We start from the raw sequence: 20,744 nt of genomic DNA, 5'->3' as shown, positions 1-20,744 counted from the left end.
ATACAGATAAGTCCTGATCACGATGGCCCTACTGCAGATCGCCGAACCCGGCCAAAGTCCTCAACCGCACCAGCGTCGTCTGGCTGTGGGGATTGACTTGGGCACTACCAATTCGCTGGTCGCTGCATTGCGCAGTGGTCTTTCCGAGCCGCTGGCCGACGCCGAAGGGCGGGTCATCCTGCCTTCCGCGGTGCGTTATCACGCCGATCGCGTCGAAGTCGGCGAGTCAGCCAAGCTGGCCGCATCCTCCGATCCCCTGAATACCGTGCTGTCGGTCAAGCGCCTGATGGGTCGTGGTCTGTCCGACGTCAAGCAATTGGGCGATCAACTGCCGTACCGCTTTGTCGGCGGCGAATCGCACATGCCGTTCATCGACACCGTGCAGGGCCCGAAAAGCCCGGTCGAAGTCTCCGCCGATATCCTGAAAGTATTGCGTCAGCGCGCTGAAGCCACCCTTGGCGGTGAGCTGGTGGGTGCGGTGATCACCGTTCCGGCGTATTTCGACGATGCTCAGCGCCAGGCTACCAAGGACGCGGCGAAACTTGCCGGTCTGAACGTGTTGCGTCTGCTCAACGAGCCGACCGCTGCGGCGGTGGCATACGGTCTGGATCAGCATGCCGAAGGCCTGGTCGCCATTTACGATCTGGGCGGCGGCACCTTCGATATTTCGATTCTGCGCCTCACTGGCGGTGTCTTCGAAGTCTTGGCAACCGGCGGCGACAGCGCGCTGGGCGGCGATGATTTCGATCACGCGATTGCCGGCTGGATCATCGAGAGCGCCGGTTTGTCCGCCGACCTCGATCCGGGCGCACAGCGTAGTCTGCTGCAAGCCGCCTGCGCAGCCAAAGAAGCCCTGACGGATGCCGACAGTGTTGAAGTTGCCTACGGCGACTGGAAAGCACAGCTGACCCGTGAAGCCTTCGATGCGCTGATCGAGCCAATGGTTGCCCGCAGCTTGAAAGCCTGCCGCCGCGCCGTGCGCGATTCCGGCGTCGAGCTGGAAGACGTGCACGCCGTGGTCATGGTCGGTGGCTCGACCCGCGTTCCACGTGTTCGCGAAGCCGTCGCCGAAGCCTTCGGTCGTCAGCCGCTGACCGAAATCGATCCGGATCAAGTGGTGGCCATCGGTGCCGCGATCCAGGCCGATACGCTGGCCGGCAACAAGCGTAATGGCGGCGAACTGCTGCTGCTCGACGTGATTCCGCTGTCCCTGGGGCTGGAAACCATGGGCGGCCTGATGGAGAAGGTGATTCCGCGTAACACCACCATCCCCGTCGCTCGCGCCCAGGATTTCACCACTTATAAAGACGGCCAGTCGGCCATGGCGATCCATGTGTTGCAGGGCGAGCGTGAGTTGATCTCCGATTGCCGCTCCCTGGCTCGCTTCGAATTGCGCGGCATCCCGGCGATGGTGGCCGGCGCGGCGAAAATTCGTGTGACCTTCCAGGTCGATGCCGACGGTCTGCTCAGCGTTTCTGCCCGTGAGCTGGGTTCGGGCGTTGAAGCGAGCATCCAGGTCAAACCGTCCTACGGCCTGACCGACGGCGAAATCGCCAAGATGCTGAAAGATTCGTTCCAGCACGCCAATGACGACAAAGTCGCGCGCGTTCTTCGCGAGCAGCAGGTCGATGCCCAGCGCCTGATCGAAGCGGTGCAGGGCGCTCTTGAGGCCGATGGCGAGCGGTTGCTCGACGCTGAAGAGCGCATGGTCATCGAGTTGCAAATGCAGGAACTGACCGAACTGATGAAAGGTACCGATGGTTATGCCATCGAGCAGCAGACCAAGCGTCTGTCGCAAGTGACCGATGCTTTTGCAGCCCGTCGTATGGATCAGACGGTGAAAGCCGCTCTGTCCGGGCGCAATCTGAATGAAATCGAGGATATCTGATGCCGCAGGTCATTTTTCTGCCCCACGAGAAGTTCTGCCCTGAAGGCATGGTTGTCGACGCAGCACCCGGCACGTCGATCCTCGAACTGGCTCACGAACACCATATAGAGATGGAAAGCGCCTGCGGCGGCGTCTGCGCCTGCACCACTTGTCACTGCATCATCCGCGAGGGTTTTGACTCGCTGGAAGAAGCCGACGAGTTGGAGGAAGATTTCCTTGATCGTGCCTGGGGTCTGGAAGCCCAGTCGCGCCTGGCCTGTCAGGCGATCGTCGGTGAAGAAGACATCACTGTCGAAATTCCGAAATATTCGCTTAACCATGCGGCCGAAGCGCCGCACTGACTGGTAAGACTGTCATGAGCTACGGTTGGAATGATGTTCAACGTATTGCAGAAGAGCTGGCGGAAGCCAAACCGGGTGTAGACCCGTTTTCTGTCAATTTCGTCGACCTGCAGCAATGGATCAAAGAGCTGCCGGATTTCGACAATACCTCTGGTCGTGTTGGCGAGAAGGTGTTGGAGGCGGTTCAGACTCTCTGGGCCGAAGAATTGGACTGATCGTCCTCGCAGGTTAGGCAATACCCAAGAACCCGCGTATAATTCGCGGGTTTAATTTTTCGCAAATTACCGTTTCTGGAGTTACACCATGGCTGTTCAACGTACTTTCTCCATCATCAAGCCTGACGCCGTTGCTAAAAACGTGATCGGCAAGATCACCACTCGCTTCGAAGACGCTGGCCTGCGCGTTGTAGCTTCGAAACTGAAGCAACTGTCCAAAGCCGAAGCCGAAGGCTTCTACGCTGAGCACAGCGCTCGTGGTTTCTTCGGCGACCTGGTTGCCTTCATGACTTCGGGTCCAGTTGTCGTTCAGGTTCTGGAAGGCGAAAACGCCATCGCTCGCAACCGTGAGCTGATGGGCGCTACCAACCCTAAAGAAGCTGCTCCAGGCACCATCCGTGCTGACTTCGCTGAATCGATCGACGCCAACGCTGTTCACGGTTCGGACTCCGAAGCCGCTGCTGCTCGCGAAATCGCTTACTTCTTCGCAGCTACTGAAGTAACCACTCGCTAAGCATTGGCTTAAAGAGTGAAGGTGAATCCATGACGACATCGACTGTTAAAACCAACCTGCTGGGTCTGACCCAGCCGGAAATGGAAAAATTCTTCGACTCAATCGGGGAGAAGCGTTTCCGTGCCGGTCAGGTAATGAAATGGATTCACCACTTTGGCGTCGATGATTTCGACGCCATGACGAACGTCAGCAAGGCCTTGCGCGAAAAGCTCAAGGCTGTTGCTGAGGTCCGTGGTCCCGAAGTGGTCAGCGAGGACATTTCCAGCGACGGCACCCGTAAGTGGGTGGTGCGCGTGGCGTCCGGCAGCTGTGTCGAGACCGTTTACATTCCCCAGGGCAAGCGCGGCACTCTGTGCGTTTCGTCCCAGGCAGGCTGTGCCCTGGACTGCAGTTTCTGCTCCACCGGCAAGCAAGGCTTCAACAGCAACCTCACCGCCGCCGAAGTCATCGGTCAGGTGTGGATTGCCAACAAATCCTTCGGCAGTGTTCCGGCTACCATCGACCGCGCCATCACCAACGTGGTGATGATGGGCATGGGCGAACCGCTGCTGAACTTCGATAACGTCGTGGCCGCCATGCATCTGATGATGGATGACCTGGGCTACGGGATCTCCAAGCGCCGCGTGACCCTGTCCACATCGGGCGTGGTGCCGATGATCGATGAGCTGGCCAAGCACATCGACGTATCCCTGGCGTTGTCCCTGCACGCACCGAATGACGCATTGCGTAACCAATTGGTGCCGATCAACAAGAAATATCCGCTTAAGATGCTGCTCGAGTCGTGCCAGCGCTACATGTCCGCCCTTGGCGAGAAACGTGTGCTGACCATCGAGTACACCTTGCTCAAGGACGTCAACGACAAGCTTGAGCACGCCGTGGAAATGATCGAGCTGCTCAAAGATATTCCATGCAAGATCAACCTGATTCCGTTCAACCCGTTCCCGCATTCCGGGTACGAGCGGCCGAGCAACAACGCCATCCGCCGGTTCCAGGATCAGCTTCACCAGGCCGGTTTCAACGTCACCGTGCGCACCACCCGTGGTGAAGACATCGACGCGGCTTGTGGTCAATTGGTAGGGCAGGTGCTGGATCGCACCCGTCGCAGCGAACGTTACATCGCCGTGCGTGAATTGAGCGCCGACAGCGATCTGGCACAGAACGCCGCGAACACTAACTAAGAGAGGATCTCTATGTCCCTGCGCTTTGCGCTGCTGTTGCTGTTGGCCAGCCTGTGTGCTGGTTGTGTCCTGTCGGGCGATTACAACCCGATGAAGACCAGCAAGGGCCGTGACGAAGCGCGGGCTGCCTACGTGCAGCTGGGGCTGGGATACTTGCAGCAGGGCATGACCGAACGGGCCAAGGTTCCACTGAAGAAAGCCCTGGAGCTGGACGGTTCGGATCCCGACGCCAATGCCGCGCTGGGGCTGGTGTTCCAGGCCGAAATGGAACCTGCGCTTGCTGACGAACACTTCCGCAAAGCCTTGTCCTCCCGTCCCGCCGATGCGCGCATCCTCAACAACTACGGCAGTTTTCTCTACGAAGAACAGCGTTACAAGGAAGCCTACGAGCGTTTTGAACAGGCGGCCGCCGATACCCTGTATCCTGAGCGTTCGCGGGTGTTCGAGAACCTCGGCATGACGGCGGCGAAGCTCGGGCAGCGTGATCTGGCGCAGCAGCAGCTGGAAAAAGCGCTGCGTTTGAACCGCCAGCAGCCACGGGCATTGCTGGAAATGGCTGAGTTGTCATTCGAAGACAGGCATTATGTGCCCGCGCGTGACTATTACGACCGTTTCAGCCAGCTCTCCGAGCAAAATGCACGTAGTCTGTTGCTCGCCGTTCGGTTGGCAAAAGTATTTGAAGATCGCGACAAGGCCGCCAGTGCGGGCCTGCAATTAAAACGACTCTATCCCGGTACGCCGGAATATCAGCAATACCTGTCGGAGCAATGATGAAAGCGGCGCATCCCGAAGTTGTAGCAGCGAATCGCGTTAACCCCGGTGAGACCCTGCGCCAGGCCCGCGAAAGCAATGGCTGGTCGCTGGCCGAAGTGGCCCTCAAGCTCAACCTCACCGTGACTTCCCTGAGCAATCTTGAAGCCGGCGCATTCGACAAGTTGCCCGGGCATACCTTCGCTCGCGGCTACATTCGCGCCTACGCCAAATTGCTCGGCATGGACCAGACCGTTCTGGTCCAGCAATTCGACCAGTCCACCGGCACCGATTCCCAGGGCAGCAACGTCCACGCCCTGGGCCGTATCGAAGAGCCAGTGCGGGTTTCCCACACCATTTTGCGTATCGTCAGCCTGTTGCTGCTGATCGCGGTCATCGGCGGCGGTTTCGTCTGGTGGCAGGATCAGACCTCGCTGCGTACCAAGGACCTGATCGGCCTGGCGCCGGAGCACGTCGAAGTCGAAGGCGCCGACGGCACCACCCAGATTCATCCGCTGGACGAGCCGGAAGACCAGGCCGTCGCGGAAGGCGAGGCCGAGGGCTCGACCGCTCTGGCGCTGCCTCAATCGGAAACCACGGCTGAATCGACCGGCGCCGAGACCGAGGCCGCAGCCCCAGCGACCGCACCGGTTGCTCCGGCACCTGCTGCGCCAGCCGCTACTCCGGCTGCACCGGCTCATACGCCAGCGCCTGTGGTTGCTGCTCCAGCAACTCCTGCGCCTGCTGTTCCGGCCACGCCTGCACCGACCGTCACTGCTCCGGCCGTCGCCGCGCCCGCGCCGACAGCGCCTGTTGCTCCGGTGGCAGGTCAGGGCCAGGTTCAGGTGCAATTCATCGCCGATTGCTGGACGCAGGTGACCGATGGCAGCGGCAAGGTTCTGTACAGCGGCCTCAAGCGCAAGGGCGACAGCCTGTCTGTCGTCGGCAAACCTCCGTTTGCCGTGCGTCTGGGCGTTGCCCGTGGCGCGCAGGTCAGCTACAACGGCCAGCCGGTCGATGTCGCTCCGTTCACCAGTGGCGAGACCGCTCGCCTGAAATTGGGTCAATAAGTCATGCACGGCGAATCTCCAATCAAACGTCGCGAATCGCGCAAGATCTGGGTAGGTAACGTGCCCGTGGGCGGCGATGCCCCTATCGCTGTGCAGAGCATGACCAACAGCGACACCAATGACGTCGCTGCCACCGTCGCGCAGATCAACCGTCTGGAAGCCGCCGGCGTCGACATCGTCCGTGTTTCGGTACCGGACATGGACGCCGCCGAGGCGTTCGGCAAGATCAAGCAACTGGTCAAGGTGCCGTTGGTTGCCGATATCCATTTCGACTACAAGATCGCTCTGCGCGTGGCCGAACTGGGTGTGGACTGCCTGCGCATCAACCCGGGCAACATCGGTCGCGAAGACCGCGTGCGTGCGGTGGTCGATGCCGCCCGTGACCGCGGCATCCCGATCCGCATCGGCGTCAACGCCGGCTCGCTGGAAAAAGACCTGCAAAAGAAATACGGCGAGCCGACGCCGGCCGCGCTGGTCGAGTCCGCCCTGCGCCACGTCGAACACCTCGAGCGCCTGAATTTCCAGGACTTCAAGGTCAGCGTGAAGGCCTCTGACGTGTTCATGGCCGTTGAAGCCTACCGTCTGCTGGCCAAGGAAATCGTCCAGCCGCTGCACCTGGGCATCACCGAAGCCGGTGGATTGCGCTCCGGTACAGTGAAATCCGCCGTGGGCCTAGGTATGCTGCTCGCCGAGGGGATTGGCGATACTATCCGCATCTCGCTGGCGGCCGACCCGGTCGAGGAAGTGAAGGTCGGTTACGACATTCTCAAGTCTTTGCATCTGCGTTCCCGTGGCATCAACTTCATCGCCTGCCCGAGCTGCTCGCGGCAGAACTTCGATGTGGTCAAGACCATGAACGAGCTGGAAGGGCGCCTTGAAGACCTGCTGGTGCCGCTGGATGTCGCGGTGATCGGTTGCGTGGTCAACGGCCCCGGCGAAGCCAAGGAAGCCCATATCGGCTTGACCGGCGGCACGCCAAACCTGATTTACATCGACGGCAAACCGTCGCAGAAACTGACGAATGACAATCTGGTGGACGAGCTGGAAAAGCTGATCCGCGAGAAAGCGGCCGAGAAGGTCGAAGCTGACGCAGCGGTTATTGCGCGCGGCTGATCGAACGAACTAAGGAATTTCTGTGAGCAAGTCTCTGCAAGCCATTCGTGGCATGAACGACATCCTGCCGGAACAGACGCCGGTATGGCGCTATTTCGAAGGCACCGTTTCGCGTCTGCTGGATAACTACGGTTACAAGCAGATCCGCATGCCGATCGTCGAGTTCACCGAGCTATTCAAGCGCTCGATCGGTGAAGTGACCGACATCGTCGAAAAAGAGATGTACACCTTCGAAGACCGCAACGGCGACTCGCTGACCCTGCGTCCGGAAGGCACGGCCGCCTGCGTACGTGCAGTGCTCGAGCACGGCATCACTGGCGGTGGCCAGGTGCAGAAACTCTGGTACATCGGCCCGATGTTCCGTCACGAGCGTCCGCAGAAAGGCCGTTATCGCCAGTTCCACCAGATCGGTCTGGAGGTGTTCAACCTCGACGGTCCGGACATCGACGCCGAGCTGATCATCATGACCTGGCGCCTGTGGGGCGAGCTGGGCATCCGCGATGCGGTCAAGCTCGAGCTCAACAGCCTCGGCACCAGCGAGTCCCGCGGCCGTTATCGTGAAGCGCTGGTCGAGTACCTCTCGGCGCACCACGACAAACTGGACGAAGACAGCCAGCGTCGCCTGAAGACCAACCCGCTGCGCGTGCTCGACACCAAAAATGCCGACACTCAAGCGGTGCTGGTCGATGCGCCGAAAATGGCGGATTACCTGGATGACGAATCCCGTGCCCACTTCGAAGGCCTGAAGGCCCGTCTGGATGCCGTCGGCATTCCTTACGTGCTGAACCCGAAACTGGTGCGTGGTCTGGATTACTACAGCAAAACCGTATTCGAATGGGTCACCGACAAGCTCGGCGCCCAGGGCACCGTCTGCGCGGGTGGGCGCTATGACGGTCTGGTCGAGCAGATGGGCGGCAAGCCGACCCCGGGCGTCGGTTTCGCCATGGGCATCGAGCGTCTGGTACTGCTGCTGGAAACCCTGGAGCAGATCCCGGAAGAAATCTCCCGTCAGGTCGACGTCTATCTCTGCGCCTTCGGCGAAGAAGCAGAGCTGGCCGGTCTGGCCCTGGCCGAGCGGGTACGCGACCAACTGCCCAACCTGCGCCTGCAAGTCAATGCCGGCGCTGGCAGCTTCAAGAGCCAGTTCAAGAAAGCCGACAAGAGCGGTGCGCTGTACGCACTGATCCTCGGTGACGACGAAATGGCCCAGCAAGTGGTAGGTTTCAAACCCCTGCGTGGCCAGGGCGAACAACAAAGCATTGCCTGGGATGCGCTCGCTGCACACCTGGCCACCTGCGTCGTGCAGGGTTGAAGCTGTCCAAACAGCCGATTTAGCGATTAAGGAGTATTGGGGTGTCGAGTACCGAAGACGAACAGTTGGCGGATTTGAAGGACTGGTGGACACGCAACGGCAAACCTCTGGTCACCGGCGGCCTGTTGGCGCTGGTCATCGTGTTCGGCTGGCAGGCATATCACAAGTATCAGAGCAACCAGTCGCAAGGCGCCTCGGTGCTCTATCAGCAATTGCTGGAAACCACGCTGACCCCGGACGGCAAGCCTGACGCCGCGCGCGTTGCGGATCTGGCCGGCAAGCTCAACAGCGAATTCGGCGGTTCTGCCTACGCGCAGTACGGCAGCCTGTTCGTGGCCAAGGTCGCGGTCGACAGCGGCAAGCTGGACGACGCGGCGACCGAACTCAAGGCCATCGTTGCCAAACCGGCCAACCCGGCGCTGGGCGAAATCGCCCGTCAGCGTCTGGCGCAGGTACTGGGCGCACAGAACAAGGCCGATGAAGCCCTGAAACTGCTCGAAGGCGATGCCGACAAGTCGTTCCTGGCCACTCGCGAAGAACTCAAGGGCGACCTGCTGGTACAGCTGGGCCGCACCGACGAAGCGAACGCGGCGTATCAAAAAGCCAAGGCGGCACTGTCGGATGAAGCGGCGGTCGGTGGCCTTCAAATCAAGCTGGACGACCTGGCCAAAGGGGATGCGTGACGTGATCCGTTGGAAGCATGCAGCATTGCTGGCTCTGGCCATTCTGGCCGCGGGTTGCAGCAGCAACAGCAAAAAAGAACTGCCACCGGCCGAGCTGACCGACTTCAAAGAAGAAGTGGTCCTGCACAAGCAGTGGAGCCGTTCGATCGGTGACGGTCAGGGCGAAACGTACAACATGCTGGTGCCGGCGATCGACGGTGACACCATCTACGCGGCCGACGTGACCGGTATCGTGATGGGCCTGGATCGCGGCAACGGCGACGTGAAGTGGAAGAAAGACCTCGAACTGCCTGTGTCCGGCGCCGTTGGCGTGGGTTACGGTCTGGTCATGGTCGGCACCCTGCGCGGTGAAGTCGTTGCCCTCGACGCCATCAACGGTGAAGAGAAGTGGCGCTCGCGCGTCAACAGCGAAGTCCTCGCGCCACCGGCCAGCAACGGTGACGTGGTGGTGGTACAGACCCAGGACGATCGTCTGATCGGTCTGGACGCGTCCACCGGCAATCAGCGTTGGGTGTATGACAGCACTCCGGCCGTACTGACCCTGCGCGGTACCAGCGCACCGATCGTCACCAACCGCCTCGCGGTGGCTGGCCTGTCGACCGGTAAAGTGGTCGCGCTCGACATTTCCAACGGCGTGCCGGTCTGGGAACAGCGGATCGCGATTCCACAAGGTCGTTCGGAACTGGAGCGCGTGGTCGACATCGACGGCGGTCTGCTGCTGTCCGGCGGTACCCTGTACGTTGCCAGCTATCAGGGTCGCGTTGCGGCACTGGATCTGGAAAGCGGCCGTCAACTCTGGCAGCGCGACGCGTCGAGCTACGCCGGTGTTGCCCAGGGTTTCGGCAACGTCTACGTAAGCCTGTCGTCGGGCACCGTTGAAGGCGTCGACGAGCGTTCCACCACAGCCCTGTGGAGCAACGACTCGCTGGCCCGTCGTCAACTGTCGGCGCCGGAAGTGTTCTCCAGCTACGTTGCAGTCGGTGACCTGGAAGGTTACCTGCACCTGCTGAGTCAGGTGGACGGTCGTTTCGTCGGCCGCGAGCGCATCGACAGCGACGGCCTGCGTGCCCGTCCGCTGGTGGTGGGTGACACGATTTATGTGTATGGCAACAGCGGCAAACTGGAAGCCCTGACCATCAAGTAACAACTATGCTTGGGGTTAAACCCCCAGGCGGCCCCGGATCCACGGGGCTTGCAGCGCTTTCTGGCGTTGCCCCGAGCACCAGCCGCTGCCTCGCAGCGGCTTTTGTATTTTCTGAAATAACGAAGTGGAGAGCCGCATGGTTCCCGTAATCGCCCTGGTGGGCCGACCGAACGTCGGCAAGTCCACCTTGTTCAACCGCCTGACCAGGACTCGCGACGCCATCGTCGGCGACTTGTCCGGTCTGACCCGTGATCGCCAGTACGGTGAGGCCAAGTGGCAAGGGCGTTCCTACATTCTGATCGACACCGGCGGTATCTCCGGTGACGAGCATGGTATGGACGAAAAAATGGCCGAGCAGTCGCTGCTGGCCATCGAAGAAGCGGACGTCGTTCTGTTCCTGGTAGATGCCAAGGCCGGTTTCACCGCCGCCGACCAGATGATCGCCGAACACTTGCGCAAACGTAACAAGCGTTCCCACGTGGTCGCCAACAAGGTCGACAACATCGATCCGGAAATGGCCCGCGCCGAATTCGCCCCGCTGGGCATGGGCCACGCGATCCCGATCGCCGGCGCCCACGGTCGCGGCATCACGCAATTGCTGGAAGCCGCCCTGAGCGACTTCCCGCGCGATGATGACGAGCCGGCCGAAGGTGAAGAGGAAGAAGTGGTCGCCGAAGGCGAGGAAGCCAAGCGCATTCCTGGCCCGAGCGAGAAAGACGGGATCAAGATCGCCATCATCGGCCGTCCGAACGTCGGCAAGTCGACCCTGGTCAACCGCATGCTCGGTGAAGACCGGGTAATCGTCTATGACCAGCCCGGCACCACTCGCGACAGTATCTACATCCCGTTCGAGCGTAACGACGAGAAGTACACGCTGATCGACACCGCCGGTGTACGCAAGCGCGGCAAGATCCACGAAGAAGTCGAAAAGTTCTCCGTGGTCAAAACCCTGCAGGCGATCAAAGACGCCAACGTGGTGATCTTCGTGATGGACGCTCGCGAAGGCGTGGTCGATCACGATCTCAACCTGCTGGGCTTTGCTCTTGAAGCAGGTCGTGCGCTGGTGATCGCGATCAACAAGTGGGACGGCATGACCCCGAGCGAGCGCGACTTCGTGAAGGTCGAGCTGCAGCGTCGGTTGTTCTTCGTTGATTTCGCCGATATCCACTTTATCTCGGCACTGCACGGTACCGGCGTGGGCAACCTTTACGCCTCGGTGCAGAACTCGTTCAAGTCGGCGGTCACCCGCTGGCCGACCAGCCGCCTGACGCAGATTCTCGAAGACGCGGTCAGCGAGCACCAACCGCCGATGGTCAACAGCCGCCGGATCAAACTGCGTTACGCTCACCTGGGTGGTGCGAACCCGCCGATCATCGTGATCCACGGCAACCAGATCGAGAAAGTGCCGAAGTCGTACGTGCGTTATCTGGAAAACACTTACCGCCGTGTGCTCAAACTGGTCGGTACGCCGATCCGTATCGAGTTCAAGGGCGGCGAGAACCCGTACGAAGGCAACAAGAACACGCTGACCGACCGCCAGGTCAACAAGAAGCGTCGCTTGATGTCGCACAACAAGAAAGCCAGCAAGAAGCGCCGCGACAAGAAGTAAGGTCGTTGCGAACAGATAGAAGGGGCGCCGTTTGGCGCCCTTTTTTTATGGGCGCCGGATGGGCTATCCTCGGGCTCTCCCGCGCCGTCGTCAGAGCCGGGGCAGAGCAGGGAACCCCGATGATCACCAGCAAGTTGCCGAATGTCGGCATCACTATTTTCACGCAGATGTCTCAGCTCGCGGCGCAGACCGGAGCGATCAACCTTTCCCAGGGTTTTCCCGATTTCGACGGCCCGCAGGCACTGCGCGACGCGGTCGGTCGACACATCGCCAGCGGCCACAACCAGTATTCGCCCATGACCGGCCTGCCGGCGCTGCGCCAGCAGATCGCGGCGAAAATCACCCGCAGTTATGGCGCCAACGTCGATGCCGATACCGAAGTGACCGTGACCCCCGGCGCAACGCAGGCGATCTTCTGCGCCATCCAGGCAGTTATCCACAGCGGTGACGAAGTCATCGTGTTCGACCCAGCTTACGACAGCTATGAGCCCGCAGTAGAGCTGGCCGGCGGACGCTGCGTGCATGTGCAACTTGGGCTGAAGGATTTCTCCATCGACTTCGACAAGCTCAGCGCAGCCTTGAGCCCGCGCACGCGGATGATCATCCTCAACACCCCGCACAACCCGAGCGGTGCATTGATCAGCCGTGCCGAGCTGGATCAACTGGCGGCGTTGATCCGTGATCGCGACATCTACGTGATCAGCGATGAAGTCTATGAACACTTGGTGTTCGACGGCGTGCCGCACGTCAGCGTGCTGGCCCATGAAGAGCTGTATCAGCGCGCGTTCGTGGTCAGTTCGTTCGGCAAGACCTATCACGTCACCGGCTGGAAAACCGGCTACGTCGTGGCGCCGCCGGTCCTGACTGCGGAGCTGCGCAAGGTGCACCAGTACGTCAGCTTCTGTGGCGTGACACCGTTGCAGTACGCCCTGGCCGATTACATGGCCGAGCATCCGGAACACGTCGAAGAGCTGCCGGGCTTCTATCAGGCCAAGCGCGATCTGTTCTGTGATCTGCTGGCGCCGTCGCGATTCAGTTTCACTCGGGTCACCGGCACCTATTTCCAGTTGGTCGATTACTCGCAGATTCGCCCTGACCTGAACGATGTCGAGATGGCGATGTGGATGACTCGCGAGCACGGCGTGGCGAGTATTCCGGTGTCGGTGTTCTACCAGAGTCCACCCGAAGGCCAGCGCCTGGTGCGCCTGTGCTTTGCCAAACGTGAGGAGACGCTGCGGGAAGCGGCGGCCAAACTATGCGTGATCTGAGTGCGTTGCCCGATCTGAATCTGGCGCTGATCCAGACCGGCCTGGCCTGGCATGATCGTCAGGCCAATCTCGAGCATTTCGACGTTTTGCTCGAACAGGCGCGCGGTGCGGATCTGATCATCCTGCCGGAGATGTTCACTACCGGATTCTCCATGGAATCCGAAACCCTGGCCGAAGCCGAAAACGGCCCGACCAGCAAATGGCTGCGGGCCCAGGCAGCGAAGCTGAACGCGGTCGTCACGGGCAGCGTGATCATCCAGGCTGCCGACGGCAGCCACCGCAACCGCTTGCTGTGGGCGCGGCCGGACGGCGAAGTGCTGCATTACGACAAACGCCACCTGTTCCGCATGGCCGGCGAGCACAATCATTACACGCCCGGCGAGCGCCAGGTGCAGTTCGAACTCAAGGGCTGGCGGGTGCGTCCGCTGATTTGCTACGACTTGCGCTTCCCGGTGTGGAGTCGCGACGCTCAGGACACCGACCTGCTGCTGTACACCGCCAACTGGCCGGGCGCACGGCGTCAGCACTGGAACCGGTTGCTGCCGGCTCGGGCCATTGAAAACCTGTGCTATGTGGCGGCGGTCAACCGGGTTGGCACCGATGGCAAGGGTTTCGCGTATACCGGCGACAGTCAGGTGCTGGATTTCCAGGGCGAGACGTTGCTGGCGGCGGGAGAGGCTGACGGGGTGTTCAAGGTGGTTCTGGAAGCGGCTTCGCTGGCGGCTTACCGCGAGCGGTTCCCCGCGAATCTGGATGCCGACACCTTCGAGTTCACCTGACATTTGCAGCGTCTGCAAAAGCCTTTTCGCGGGCAAGCCCGCTCCCACAGTGTTCTATGGTGTGCATGAGTCTGGGGTGCACCCGCGTTCTCTGTGGGAGCGGGCTTGCCCGCGAAGGGGTCATTACAGACAGCACCAGATTGGCAGGCAAAAAAAGGCCCCGGAGTTCGCACTCCGGGGCCTTTCGTATTGCAGCGGTCAGTTACGCCGCTTTCGCTTCCGGCTGGCTCAGCGAGCGGTTCAGCGCGCTGAACAGGGCCTTGAAGCTGGCGGTGGTGATGTTTTCATCGATGCCCACGCCGTGCACCGCACGTTCGCCGTTCACACGCAGTTCGATGTAGGCCGCCGCCTTGGCGTTGGTGCCCGCGCCGATGGCGTGTTCGTTGTAGTCCATGATCTCCACCGGAATCGGCAGACCGGCCACCAGCGCTTCCAGCGCGCCGTTGCCCTTGCCGCGCCAGTGCAGATTGGTTTCGCCCTGACCCTTGCTCGCCACTTCCACTTCGACGGCGCTGTTGCCGTTTTCTTCCTGCAGGCGATGGCTGACCAGCGCGTACGGGGTGTTGGCTTGCAGGTATTCGCTGTGCAACAGCGCGTGGATTTGCTGGGCAGTCATCTCCAGACCCAGACGGTCGGTTTCACGCTGCACGACCTGGCTGAATTCGATCTGCATGCGACGTGGCAGGCTGATGCCGTATTCCTGTTCCAGCAAGTAGGCGATGCCGCCCTTGCCCGACTGGCTGTTGACGCGGATCACCGCCTCGTAGCTGCGGCCGATGTCGGCCGGGTCGATCGGCAGGTACGGTACTTCCCACAGTGCGTCGGATTTCTGCTGGGCGAAGCCCTTGCGGATCGCGTCCTGGTGGGAGCCGGAGAACGCGGTGTGCACCAGGTCGCCGACGTATGGGTGGCGCGGGTGAACCTGGATCTGGTTGCACTCTTCAACGACTTTGCGCACGCCGTCGATGTCGGAGAAGTCCAGTTGCGGGTCGAGGCCCTGGGTGTACATGTTCAGTGCCACGGTCACGAGGTCGACGTTGCCGGTGCGCTCGCCGTTGCCGAACAGGCAGCCTTCGACGCGGTCGGCGCCGGCCATCAGGCCCAACTCGGTGGCGGCCACGCCGGTGCCACGGTCGTTGTGGGTGTGCAGGCTGATGATCACGCTGTCACGACGGTTGATGTTGCGGTGGAACCACTCGATCTGGTCGGCGTAGACGTTTGGGGTCGCGCATTCAACGGTGGCCGGCAGGTTGAGGATGATCTTGTGCTCAGGCGTCGGGTTCCAGACCTCGATCACCGCGTCACAGACTTCCTTGGCGAATTCCAGCTCGGTGGCGCTGAAGGTTTCCGGCGAGTACTCGAAGGTCCACTCGGTGTCCGGCTGCATGGCGGCGTATTTGACGAACAGCTTGGCAGCGTTCACGGCGATGGCCTTGATCCCGTCCTTGTCCTGGTTGAAGACGATGCGACGGAAAGAAGGGGAGGTGGCGTTGTACAGGTGAACGATGGCTTTTTTCGCCCCGCGCAGGGATTCGAAAGTGCGCTCGATCAGGTCTTCACGGCCTTGGGTCAGCACTTGAATAGTGGTGTCGTCCGGGATGTGGCCGTCTTCGATCAAAGTGCGCACGAAGTCGAAGTCGGTTTGCGAAGCGGCCGGGAACGACGCCTCGATCTCCTTCACACCCACCTGCACCAGGGTTTTCCAGAAGCGCAGTTTTTTCACCGCGTCCATTGGCTCGATCAACGACTGGTTGCCGTCACGCAGGTCGGAGCTGCACCAGATCGGCGCGGCATTGATGGTTTTCGACGGCCAGGTGCGGTCCGGCAGGTTGATCACAGGAAACGCGCGGTATTTCGAAGACGGGTCTTTGAGCATGCTCATCGGGAAATTCCTTATTGTCTGGGCCGAAAAGAGGCGGCCTGCCGGTGTAACGAACGTTCTTGGAAAAGCGTGGGACGAGGCGCAGCGATTCAGCCCGGCAGTCGTGCGCTGACGAGGCACAGGCTGCGGTGCTGGCGAAGCTGAATGAGGGTGTGAGAGGTTTTCATGCCCTCAACCCTAACCGCGAGGGATGAGGATGGCAAGCAGTCGGAAAAAATTGAGAGGAATACCCGGAAAGTGGTTTTTTCCGAGATTTTATTCTCTGAATCAAAGTGAATGTTTGCAGAGATTGCGCAGTCCGTTCGTCGTGCGCAATCCCTGTGGGAGCGACCTTGCTCGCGATGGGGCCAGTCGCTTCACCCACAAATCAAGGCTGGAATGCCCCAATGAAAATCGCCGGATCGACCCGCGCATCGTTCAGGCTGACGTTCCAGTGCATGTGCGGCCCGGTCGCCCGACCTGTAGCGCCAACCTTACCCACCACCGCACCGCGCGCCAGTTGCTGGCCGTTCTGCACATCTATCTTCGACATATGGCAGAACATGCTGATGAAGCCCTGGCCGTGGTCGACGAACACGGTGTTGCCATTGAAGAAGTAGTTGCCGATCAGGATCACCTTGCCCGCCGCCGGGGTCTTGATCGGTGTGCCCGCCGGCACCGCGAAGTCCAGACCTGCGTGCGGATTGCGCTCTTCACCGTTGAAGAAACGGCGCACGCCGAACTTGCTCGACAGCGGCCCGTTGACCGGTTTGTCCAGCAGCAGATTGCTCGGGGTATTCGGGCTGAAGCTGCGATAGGCCTTGATCTGCTCGGCCAGTTCGCCCTCGATGCGCTTGAGGTTAGCCGGGTTTGGATTGACCTGCTGGGTGTTCTTCAGGGTGATGTGCTGTTCCGGGTATTTCTTGTTGCCGACATTGAAGTTGAGATTACGGCCGCCACTGCTGATCTGCTGGACGCCGGGTTTGACGGTCAACGGAACGCCGACAATCGCCAGCCAGTTGTTCTGTTCCTTGACCACCAGCACCGGTTTGCCCTGATACGTGGCTTTCGGCGCTTGCGCAGCGGTCCCCAGATCGACGACCGCCACGCCGCCCGGCACCGGTTTGTTCAGCAGGCGGGTGATGTAACTGTCGGCATGGGCGTTGAAGGTCAGGCACAGCAACAGCAGCGGAGCGAGAAAACGCGGCATGGATCAGTCCAGTAAAGAAAGGGTGACGGGCGTCAGGTGATTGTCCTCGACGCGCACTTGCAGTTCGCCTTCGCCCAGCCTGGCCTTGAGGCGTTGGCCGTTATGCGTTTGCGCAGCGTTGCGGATCGCGTTGCCGCGTTCATCCAGCAGAATGCTGTAGCCACGACCGAGAGTCGCCAGCGGGCTGACCACGTGCAGGGTCTGCATCTGGCTTTGCAACTGCAGGCGACGGCGTTTCAGGCATTCGTTCATGGCGCGTGGCAGACGTTCGGCGAGGCTGTCGAGACGCTGGCGCAACAGGGCCAGCTGGCGTCCCGGATGCTGCCCGGCGAGGCGGGTTTCCAGGCGGATCAGGCGTTCACGACGGGTATTGAGCTGGCGCTCGAACGCCCGACGCATGCGCATGTCCAGATCATCCAGGCGCTGTGCCTGTTGACGCAGACGCTCGCCAGGATGGCGCAAGCGGCGGGTCATGCCTTCAAGGCGCAGGCGATCGCGCATCAAGCGGTCACGCATGCGCATCACCAACCGGCGATGCAGGCTTTCGACCTGACGGATCAGATGGCTGGAATCCGGGGCAAGCAGTTCAGCAGCAGCGGACGGCGTCGGCGCACGCACATCCGCCACGAAGTCACTGATCGACACATCGGTTTCATGGCCGACTGCGCTGACGATCGGCGTGACGCAGGCATCCACCGCCCGGGCCACCGCCTCTTCGTTGAAGCACCAGAGGTCTTCCAGCGAGCCGCCGCCACGGGCCAGGATCAGCGCGTCGAAACCACGGGCATCCGCCAGTTTCAGGGCGCGGACGATCTGCGCGGTGGCTTCGCGGCCCTGAACGGCGGTGGGAATCAGCGTCAGTTGCACCTGCGGCGCGCGGCGGCGGAACACGCTGATAATGTCGCGAATCACCGCGCCGGTCGGCGAACTGATGATGCCGATGCGCTGCGGGTGCGCCGGCAGCGGCACCTTGCGCTCGGCACTGAACAGGCCTTCGGCGCTGAGCTTTTCCTTCAAGGCATCGAAGGCCAGGCGCAGGGCACCGTCACCGGCCGGCTCCACGGTGTCGAGGATCAGCTGATAGTCGCCACGCCCTTCGAACAGCGAGACCTTGCCGCGCACCTTGACCGCCAGGCCATCCTTCAGCGCCTGACGCACCCGCGCCGCATTCTGGCGGAACAGCGCGCAACGCACCTGCGCGCCACTGTCCTTGAGCGTGAAATACACGTGGCCGGACGCCGGGCGGGCGAGGTTGGAGATTTCGCCTTCGACCCAGATGTTGCTGAACACGTCTTCGAGCAACACCCGCGCGCGGCCGTTGAGCTGGCTGACGGTCAGGACTTCGCGGTCGAGGCCGAGTCTTGCAAAGGGATCTTTAATCATGGGGCGCAGTTTAAAGGCATTCGCCGGTGAATGTCTGGAGGAAGTGTTGCACCAGAGGTGTGGGATTTTGCCGAGATGCGAGGGCGACGGTGCTCTGGCAATCGCCGGTCAGCGGCAGAAATCTCACACCGGCGGGCGCAATGTCCTGCATCGACTCCGGCAGCAGAGCGATGCCGAATCCGGCCTGGATCAATTGCAATTGCGTGGTCTTGCGCGACATCACCCGAGCAGCCCGGGGGAAGAAACCGTGACGCATGCACAGATCGGCGCACAAATAACTCAGCCCGCCGCGCTGCGGATGCGGGATGGAGATGAATGCTTCGTCCTTCAATTGCGCCAGGTCGACTGCCTCCGCCAACGCCAGTCGATGATCCGCCGGCACTGCAAGCAGCAAACGTTCGGTGTAGAGCGGCACAATCTGAACGCCCTCGCGCTGGCGCAGCACTGGCAGGCGCAGAAGGCCGATATCGAGGCGGCCCTCGGCCAGTTCTTCAAGTTGTGCTTCCGAGGAGAGCGAGCCGATGTCCAGCGAAACCCCGGGGTGCTGCTGCAGGTAAGCGCTCATGTCGCTCAACAGTCGGCCGCTGATCGGCACGGTGCTGGAGTGACACACGCGCAAGATGCCGCGCTGGCCCTGGCCGATTTCCGTGGCCAGGGTGCTGGCCTTGTTCAGTTCATTGAGCAGGTTTCTCGCCCGGGGCAGGAACGCTTCGCCAGCGGCGGTGAGCCGGGGCTGGCGTGCGGTTCGTTCGAACAGCGGCGTTTGCAGGCGGGTTTCCATGTCCTTGATCTGCCGGCTCAGCGCCGACTGAGCAATGAACAGCCGTTCGGCAGCGGCACTGAAGCTGCCGCTCTCGGCGATTTCCACGAAGTAACGCAATTGACGGGTTGAAAGCACGAGGCATGCCTTTTCGAGATAGCTTGGCGGTTTCGAAGATATTAGTCGCAACCCTCGGCGCTGGCTAAAGTCATCGCAGACTTATAAAGGAAGCGAACGGATGAGCGTGGCGGGGTTGTTGAGCGAATGGTCGTGGGGTGCACAGGGCTGGGTAGTGATCGGGTTGGCCATCGCGCTGGCCTACATCGTGTTCGGGATTGCCGGTTTCGGTACGGCGCTGGTAGCGGGGCCGATTCTGATTCTGTTCATGCCGCTGTCGAAGATCGTGCCGTTGCTGGTGCTGCTGGATTTCGTCGCGGCGTTCGGCAATCTGCTGCCGTCGCGGCGGGATGTGGCGAAACCGGAGTTGCTGCGGCTGCTGCCGTGCATGGCGCTGGGGTGCACGCTGGGGGTGATTTTTCTGCTTAACCTCAAGTCCGATCTGCTGTTGCTGTTGATGGGATTGTTCATCAGTGCTTATGCGATCTACAGCTTGTGGATCAAGGCGCGGCCGGCGCAATTGTCTGCCGGGTGGGCGTTGCCGATGGGCACCGTGGGCGGACTGTTCGGGGCATTGTTTGGCAGCGGCGGCTTTCTTTATGCGATCTACCTCAACAGCCGATTGCCCAAGGACGCGGCGCGGGCCACGCAAAGTGCGCTGATCAGTTGCAGCACGGTGGTGCGTTTGAGCCTGTTTGCCATCGCCGGGGTGTATGCCGAGCTACCCTTGTTGATGCTGGCGCTGTGCTTGTTGCCGGCCATGGCGCTGGGCTTGTGGGTCGGACGGCGGCTGACCATGCGCCTGTCCCGCGAGGCCTTCGTGCGGCTGGTGACCTGGCTGGTGCTGGCGAGCGGGATTGCGCTGATCGGCCGCTATTTAAGCACTTGACCGGATTTTGTCAGGGATTAAGCTGCCGGCCGCGTTTGTCGCAGAACATTCTTTGACGCAGCAGGCTTGCACCATGAATTCGCAGAGCATCATCGTCCCGAAAATCTCCAACCTGCCGGTGCACGAGCCCCGCGCGCGGGCGATTCTGCGCTGGCTGGTGCGCAAGAACATCGTCAAGGAAGAGCTGAGCACTTGCGGACGTACCGGCAATCGCATGGCCTACGCCATCGCCGATGGTGCCCGTGCGGTGGTGCTGCACCCCGAGGCGCTGCCGTTCGGCGAGCCGATCAACGGTCTCGAGGTCATCACCAAGCGCTGCATCTACACCCCGGCCAAGGGGTTTCTCGAAGAAGCCGGTTGTGCCGAATGCCGTCAGGAAATCGGCGAAGCGCTGTTCGAAAGCCTGGAAGACTGGATGCCGGGCCGCACCGATAACTTCACCTGCCCGGAATGCGGGCATGAGGACGACATCAACGGTTTCCTGTATTTGCAGGAGTGCGGGTTTTCCAACCTCGGTTTCATCTTCAACAACTGGCTGGAGGCGGGGTTCAAGCAGAGTTTCATCGACGAATTCGCCGATTGGCTGGATCAACCGGTGAGCTGGGTCAAGGTCGAGTTGTAGGGGGCGTTTTTCCCGTACATCAGCAACATTGATATAAG

At 61.1% G+C, this 20,744-nt stretch carries 20 protein-coding genes; 16 read left to right on the top strand and 4 right to left on the bottom strand.

Going from position 1 to position 20,744, the window contains the following annotated elements; translation table 11 throughout:
- The first annotated feature begins 22 nt into the window (after positions 1-22).
- The 14 genes from hscA to PDR5_RS23380 all read left to right on the top strand — a co-directional run bounded on the left by hscA (position 23) and on the right by PDR5_RS23380 (position 13,864).
- Entirely contained in the window at positions 23-1,888 is a 1,866-nt protein-coding gene (gene hscA / locus PDR5_RS23445) for a Fe-S protein assembly chaperone HscA (RefSeq protein ID WP_064599244.1), read from the top strand.
- Positions 1,888-2,229: an ISC system 2Fe-2S type ferredoxin gene (gene fdx, locus PDR5_RS23440; protein ID WP_007956685.1), complete on the top strand. Its 342-nt coding sequence runs from the start codon at positions 1,888-1,890 to the stop codon at positions 2,227-2,229. The genes hscA and fdx overlap by 1 nt, the downstream gene beginning before the upstream one ends.
- Before the next feature lie 14 nt (positions 2,230-2,243).
- Complete coding sequence (iscX, locus tag PDR5_RS23435) at positions 2,244-2,444, top strand: Fe-S cluster assembly protein IscX (RefSeq protein WP_008084655.1); 201 nt, start codon at positions 2,244-2,246, stop codon at positions 2,442-2,444.
- An 88-nt stretch (positions 2,445-2,532) separates the two neighbouring features.
- Positions 2,533-2,958, top strand: a complete 426-nt coding sequence (gene ndk / locus PDR5_RS23430) for a nucleoside-diphosphate kinase (protein WP_039765715.1) — start codon at positions 2,533-2,535, stop codon at positions 2,956-2,958.
- A gap of 29 nt (positions 2,959-2,987) precedes the next feature.
- Positions 2,988-4,136 carry a 23S rRNA (adenine(2503)-C(2))-methyltransferase RlmN gene (rlmN, locus tag PDR5_RS23425; protein WP_007964428.1) on the top strand — a complete coding sequence of 383 codons (1,149 nt, stop codon included), beginning with the start codon at positions 2,988-2,990 and terminating at the stop codon, positions 4,134-4,136.
- A 12-nt stretch (positions 4,137-4,148) separates the two neighbouring features.
- On the top strand, positions 4,149-4,907 hold the full coding sequence (pilW, locus tag PDR5_RS23420; protein WP_007956682.1) for a type IV pilus biogenesis/stability protein PilW: 759 nt from the start codon (positions 4,149-4,151) through the stop codon (positions 4,905-4,907).
- A complete protein-coding gene (locus PDR5_RS23415) occupies positions 4,907-5,956 on the top strand; it encodes a RodZ domain-containing protein (RefSeq protein ID WP_064599242.1) in 1,050 nt (349 codons plus the stop codon). Before pilW ends, PDR5_RS23415 begins: the two co-directional genes overlap by 1 nt.
- Before the next feature lie 3 nt (positions 5,957-5,959).
- Positions 5,960-7,069 carry a flavodoxin-dependent (E)-4-hydroxy-3-methylbut-2-enyl-diphosphate synthase gene (ispG, locus tag PDR5_RS23410; protein WP_007956680.1) on the top strand — a complete coding sequence of 370 codons (1,110 nt, stop codon included), beginning with the start codon at positions 5,960-5,962 and terminating at the stop codon, positions 7,067-7,069.
- 22 nt (positions 7,070-7,091) lie between these two features.
- Positions 7,092-8,381, top strand: a complete 1,290-nt coding sequence (gene hisS, locus PDR5_RS23405) for a histidine--tRNA ligase (protein WP_064383908.1) — start codon at positions 7,092-7,094, stop codon at positions 8,379-8,381.
- Positions 8,382-8,422: 41 nt separating this feature from the next.
- On the top strand, positions 8,423-9,064 hold the full coding sequence (locus PDR5_RS23400) for a tetratricopeptide repeat protein (protein ID WP_011335807.1): 642 nt from the start codon (positions 8,423-8,425) through the stop codon (positions 9,062-9,064).
- Positions 9,057-10,208 carry an outer membrane protein assembly factor BamB gene (gene bamB, locus PDR5_RS23395; RefSeq protein ID WP_041475426.1) on the top strand — a complete coding sequence of 384 codons (1,152 nt, stop codon included), beginning with the start codon at positions 9,057-9,059 and terminating at the stop codon, positions 10,206-10,208. Before PDR5_RS23400 ends, bamB begins: the two co-directional genes overlap by 8 nt.
- Before the next feature lie 136 nt (positions 10,209-10,344).
- Positions 10,345-11,817, top strand: coding sequence for a ribosome biogenesis GTPase Der (der, locus tag PDR5_RS23390; protein ID WP_007956675.1), 1,473 nt, complete (start codon positions 10,345-10,347; stop codon positions 11,815-11,817).
- A 119-nt stretch (positions 11,818-11,936) separates the two neighbouring features.
- Positions 11,937-13,085, top strand: a complete 1,149-nt coding sequence (locus PDR5_RS23385) for a pyridoxal phosphate-dependent aminotransferase (RefSeq protein ID WP_064599240.1) — start codon at positions 11,937-11,939, stop codon at positions 13,083-13,085.
- Positions 13,073-13,864 carry an amidohydrolase gene (locus PDR5_RS23380; RefSeq protein WP_064599238.1) on the top strand — a complete coding sequence of 264 codons (792 nt, stop codon included), beginning with the start codon at positions 13,073-13,075 and terminating at the stop codon, positions 13,862-13,864. The genes PDR5_RS23385 and PDR5_RS23380 overlap by 13 nt, the downstream gene beginning before the upstream one ends.
- Before the next feature lie 202 nt (positions 13,865-14,066).
- Here PDR5_RS23380 and leuA read toward each other — a convergent pair whose 3' ends face one another.
- The 4 genes from leuA to PDR5_RS23360 all read right to left on the bottom strand — a co-directional run bounded on the left by leuA (position 14,067) and on the right by PDR5_RS23360 (position 19,216).
- Complete coding sequence (leuA, locus tag PDR5_RS23375) at positions 14,067-15,746, bottom strand: 2-isopropylmalate synthase (protein ID WP_064599237.1); 1,680 nt, start codon at positions 15,744-15,746, stop codon at positions 14,067-14,069.
- Between the two features lie 367 nt (positions 15,747-16,113).
- Positions 16,114-16,935 carry a peptidoglycan DD-metalloendopeptidase family protein gene (locus tag PDR5_RS23370; RefSeq protein WP_039765736.1) on the bottom strand — a complete coding sequence of 274 codons (822 nt, stop codon included), beginning with the start codon at positions 16,933-16,935 and terminating at the stop codon, positions 16,114-16,116.
- Between the two features lie 3 nt (positions 16,936-16,938).
- Complete coding sequence (gene xseA, locus PDR5_RS23365; protein ID WP_064599235.1) at positions 16,939-18,318, bottom strand: exodeoxyribonuclease VII large subunit; 1,380 nt, start codon at positions 18,316-18,318, stop codon at positions 16,939-16,941.
- A gap of 10 nt (positions 18,319-18,328) precedes the next feature.
- The gene (locus PDR5_RS23360; protein WP_064599233.1) at positions 18,329-19,216 is read right to left on the bottom strand and encodes a LysR family transcriptional regulator; all 888 of its coding nucleotides are present in this window, start codon (positions 19,214-19,216) and stop codon (positions 18,329-18,331) included.
- Positions 19,217-19,316: 100 nt separating this feature from the next.
- On the opposite strand from PDR5_RS23360, the gene PDR5_RS23355 reads away from it, so the two are divergent.
- Positions 19,317-20,084, top strand: coding sequence for a sulfite exporter TauE/SafE family protein (locus PDR5_RS23355; RefSeq protein WP_064599231.1), 768 nt, complete (start codon positions 19,317-19,319; stop codon positions 20,082-20,084).
- Between the two features lie 73 nt (positions 20,085-20,157).
- Positions 20,158-20,706, top strand: a complete 549-nt coding sequence (locus tag PDR5_RS23350; RefSeq protein ID WP_011335799.1) for a hypothetical protein — start codon at positions 20,158-20,160, stop codon at positions 20,704-20,706.
- The last annotated feature ends 38 nt before the right edge of the window (positions 20,707-20,744 follow it).

Source organism: Pseudomonas sp. DR 5-09, from assembly GCF_001655595.1.
GTDB classification, from domain to species: Bacteria; Pseudomonadota; Gammaproteobacteria; order Pseudomonadales; family Pseudomonadaceae; genus Aquipseudomonas; species Aquipseudomonas pharyngis.
This window is presented reverse-complemented; position numbering and strand designations above follow the sequence as displayed.